The organism is uncultured Amnibacterium sp., from assembly GCF_964245895.1.
GTDB lineage: Bacteria > Actinomycetota > Actinomycetes > Actinomycetales > Microbacteriaceae > Amnibacterium.
This window is the reverse complement of the sequence record NZ_CAXTOQ010000221.1, coordinates 1-4,168: the sequence shown is the minus strand read 5'-3', so window position 1 is coordinate 4,168 and position 4,168 is coordinate 1. Positions and strand designations below refer to the sequence as shown.

Sequence of the window (4,168 nt, the reverse complement as noted above, 5' to 3'; positions counted from 1 at the left end):
CAGCCCGGCGCCGGGCGCGGCGGGCACGGCCACCTCGGGGTCGTGCCCGGGCACCCAGACGCCCGCGGCGGCGAGGGCCGTCCCGTGCTGGTCCAGCACCTGCCGGGCGGGGCCGTCCGCGAGCAGCCCCTCCGGTCCGAGCACGATCACGCGGTCGACCGCGTCCAGCCAGGTCGCGACGCGGTGCTCGACGACGACCACGGTCGCCCCGGAGGCGGCGGCCGCGCGGACGACCGCGTCGCGGACCTCCGTCACGCCCGCGGGATCGAGGTTCGCGGTCGGCTCGTCGAGCAGCACGAGCCCCGGCCGCATCGCGAGCACGCCCGCGAGGGCGAGGCGCTGCTTCTGCCCGCCGGACAGCGCGCTCGCGGAGGCGCGGAGGTCGACGGCGAGGCCCACCTCCGCGAGGGCCGCGGGCACGCGCTCGCGGATCGCCGCGACGGGCACGCCGAGGTTCTCCGGCCCGAAGGCGACGTCGTCGCCGACCCGCGGCAGGATCACCTGCGACTCGGGGTCCTGCAGCACGAAGCCGGCGCGGCCGGGCGCCGGCCGGGCGCCGCCGACCAGCAGCTCGCCCGCCTCCTCCCCCTGGTCGTCCCCGAGCACGCCGGCGAGCGCGGCGAGCAGCGTCGACTTGCCGCTGCCGGAGGCGCCGAGCAGCAGCACGCGCTCGCCCGGCTCGACGACCAGGTCGAGCCCGGCGACGGCCCAGGCGCGCCGCCCGCCGTGCCGCCGGCCCCATCCGCGCGCCTCGATGCGCGCGGGCGTCACACCAGGCGCCGCGCGGTGCGCCCGCTCGCGAACCGGTCGAGCACGCCGGTCGCGGCGATCGCGCGGACCAGCGGCGAGCAGATCAGGCCGATCACCGCACCGGACACCACGGTCGTGATGCCGTAGACCACCCAGAACGCGGCCGTCGTGCCCGCGTACCAGACGGGGATGTCGAAGGCGGTCTCCGCGACCCCGGCGACCGCGCCCGAGAGCAGCGCGACGATCGGCCCGAAGGAGCGGTACAGGAACACCGCGAACACCAGCTCCGCGCCGAGGCCCTGGATCAGCCCGGATACCAGGACGCCCGCGCCGTAGGCCGGCAGCACGAGCAGCTCGAGCGCGGCGGCCACGAACTCCGCGTACACGGCGGCGCCGGGCTTGCGGACGATGAGGCCCGCGAGCGGGCCGGCGATCAGCCACGGCCCGTTGAGCAGACCCTGCAGGCCGGGCAGCAGCGGCTTCAGCAGGGTCGACGGTCCCGCGGACAGCGGGATCCAGGCCAGGAAGATCAGCGCGCACGCGACCGCGATGACGCTGGCGACGACGATGTCGACGACGCGCCACTGCAGCGTCCGCGGTCGCGCCGTGGTGAGGGTGCTGGTCATGGTGCCCGTCTTCTCGAGTCGAGCACGGGCGGTGTGAAGAGCGTCCCTCCGCCGGCGTGATCCGGATCAGGTGCGGTCGAAGCTTGGAGCAGCTTCCTCTCAGCCCGGCTCACCGGACTCCCGTGTCGGGCGAAGCCTAGCCCGACGCGTGATCCCGGGCGACCTCCGTCATTCCGGGCGCGAATTCGCGCCCGGAATGACGGAACCTGCCCGGATTCGGGTCAGGAGACGGAGACCTGGACCGTGTGGAGGCCCGTCGCGCCGTTCGGGGCCTCCGCCGCCGGCTTCGCCGTCTGCACCAGGCCCGTCGAGTCCGTCGCGCGGACGCGCAGCTGGTGCGATCCGCGGGAGGCGGTCCATCGGTACCGCCACTGCCGCCAGACGTCGACCGACCAGTCGCCCGCGAGCTCGCAGTCGACCCACGGGCCGCCGTCGATCTGCAGCTGCACCCGCGCGATGCCGATGTGCTGCGCCCAGGCGACGCCCGCGACGGTGACGATGCCGGCGCGCGCACCCGATCCGGGCCGGTCGATCCGGCTCGAGATCTTGACCGGCGCCTGCGCGCTGTACCCGCGGCTCGTCCAGTAGGCGGTCGCGCGGTCGAAGCGCGTCACCTCCAGCTTCGTCAGCCACTTCGTCGCGGAGACGTACCCGTACAGCCCGGGCACCACCATCCGCACCGGGAAGCCGTGCAGCTGCGGCAGGGCCTCGCCGTTCATGCCGACGGCGAGCAGCGAGTCGCGGCCCGCGTCCTGCAGGACGGCCAGCGGCGTGCTCGCCGAGAAGCCGTCCGCGCCGGAGGAGAGCACCATGTCCGCGCCCGCCTTGGGCGCCGCCCGTGCCAGCAGGTCGCGGATGGAGGTGCCGAGCCAGACCGCGGTGCCGTTCAGCGTGCCGCCGACCTCGTTCGACACGCACATCAGGGTCGTCGGCGACTCGTGCATGGGCAGCGCCGACAGCTGCCGGTAGGTGAGCGAGAAGGGGTGCTCGACCTCACCGGTCACCTCCACCCGCCACGCGTCCGGGTCGATCGACGGGGGCGACAACGCGATGTCGATGCGGTAGAAGTCCTCGTTCGCGGTGACGAGCGGCGTCAGTCCGGGGACGTCGAAGGCGTCCGCCGCAGCGGGAGGCGTCGCGGTCGCGGTGGGCGCGGGCAGCTCCACCTTCCCGATGGCGACCTGCGTGCCGCGCTGGCCCGCCGTGATCGCCCTGGCGATCACGCCTGCGACGACGCCGGCCGCAGCGGTGACGACGGCGCCGCGGAGGAACGCGCGCCGCCCGGGCAGCTCGGTGCGGGCGACGAGCCGCGACAGCGTCGCCCCGCCGACGACCGCGGCGACGACGGAGGGGGTGGCGTCGAGCGGGCTCGCGCCGGTCCGGGTCACGGCCGCGACCGCGGCGACCGCGCCGACGACCGCGACCCCGACGACGCCGAGCGGGGCGCGCCGCGCCTGCAGCAGGCCGGCCGCGGCGCCGAGCGCCAGCACGACGACCAGCAGGACGCCGATCAGGAACGGCTTGTCCCCCGTGCCGAATGCGGCGATCACGGCGGACTTCAGGAACCCGGGCGTCAGGTCGATGACGAGCGAGCCGACGGAGAGGATCGGGCTCGCGGAGGCGTTCAGCACCGCGGCGACGAGCTCGCCCGCGCCGAGTCCTGCGGCGGCCGCCGCGACCCCGGAGACGACGGGGCGGAGACCGGCCACCTAGCGCTTCAGCGCCTTCACGATGCGCGCGAGCGCCTTGCCGGAGACCCAGACGAGCGGGATCGACACCGCGACGAGCGCGATCGGGTTCGGCTGGAACCGCACCCCCAGGCTGTCGCCGACGTAGGCGCCGACCGGAACGACGTACCCGCCGCCGCCTCCGCCGCCCCCCTCCGAGTCGTCGCCGCCGCCGCCGAAGCCGAACGCCACGAGCGCCACCGGCACCAGGGTGGTGCCCTCGACCTCGCGCTCCTCGCCGTAGGCGACCTGGGCGCCGAACTGCTTCAGGGTGTCCGCGATGCGGATGGGGAGCGAACTCATGCGCGAACGCTAGCCCCCCGTTCTTCAAGGGCACCGCCGGTACCCTCTCCGCCGTCCATGCCCCCTCCAACCAAGGAGCCGCTTCGTGCACACCTGGCCCGGTACCGCCTACCCCCTCGGGGCGACGTTCGACGGGAGCGGCACCAACTTCGCCCTCTTCTCGGAGGCCGCCGACCGGGTCGAGCTCTGCCTCTTCGAGGCCGACGGCACGGAGACGCGCGTCGAGCTGACCGAGGTCGACGCCTACGTGTGGCACTGCTACATCCCGCAGATCCAGCCCGGCCAGCGCTACGGCTACCGGATCCACGGGCCCTACGACCCGGCGAACGGCTTCCGCTGCAACCCGAACAAGGTGCTGATGGACCCGTACGCGAAGGCGACCGAGGGCGCGTTCGCCTGGGACCAGTCCCTCTTCTCCTACGACTTCGGCGACCCCGACTCGCAGAACGACGAGGACTCGGCCGCGCACGTGATGCTGTCCGTCGTCGTCAACCCGTTCTTCGACTGGAGCGGCGACCGGCACCCGAAGACCCCGTACAAGGAGTCGGTGATCTACGAGGCGCACGTGAAGGGCCTCACGCAGCTGCATCCCGACATCCCGGAGGCGGAGCGCGGCAGCTACGCCGCCCTCGCGCACCCGCTGATCATCGAGCACCTGCAGAAGCTGGGCGTGACGGCGATCGAGCTGATGCCGGTGCACCAGTTCGTGCAGGACTCGACCCTGGTCGACAAGGGCCTGCGCAACTACTGGGGCTACAACAC

General features: G+C 74.1%; 4 protein-coding genes and 1 pseudogene. 1 reads left to right on the top strand and 4 read right to left on the bottom strand.

Annotation, left to right across the window (positions count from 1 at the left end; genetic code table 11):
* The 4 genes from ACFE60_RS18015 to ACFE60_RS18000 all read right to left on the bottom strand — a co-directional run.
* On the bottom strand, positions 1 to 771 hold a 771-nt coding region (locus tag ACFE60_RS18015), incomplete at its 3' end, for an energy-coupling factor ABC transporter ATP-binding protein (protein WP_375390231.1).
* The gene (locus tag ACFE60_RS18010; RefSeq protein WP_375390230.1) at positions 768 to 1,376 is read right to left on the bottom strand and encodes an ECF transporter S component; all 609 of its coding nucleotides are present in this window, start codon (positions 1,374 to 1,376) and stop codon (positions 768 to 770) included. The genes ACFE60_RS18015 and ACFE60_RS18010, both read right to left, overlap by 4 nt.
* 221 nt (positions 1,377 to 1,597) lie before the next feature.
* Positions 1,598 to 3,085: a molybdopterin-dependent oxidoreductase gene (locus tag ACFE60_RS18005; RefSeq protein ID WP_375390229.1), complete on the bottom strand. Its 1,488-nt coding sequence runs from the start codon at positions 3,083 to 3,085 to the stop codon at positions 1,598 to 1,600.
* The gene (locus ACFE60_RS18000; protein WP_375390228.1) at positions 3,086 to 3,406 is read right to left on the bottom strand and encodes a hypothetical protein; all 321 of its coding nucleotides are present in this window, start codon (positions 3,404 to 3,406) and stop codon (positions 3,086 to 3,088) included.
* A gap of 85 nt (positions 3,407 to 3,491) precedes the next feature.
* Here ACFE60_RS18000 and ACFE60_RS17995 point away from each other — a divergent pair.
* A pseudogene (locus ACFE60_RS17995) lies at positions 3,492 to 4,168 on the top strand (glycogen debranching enzyme); the annotation flags it as partial.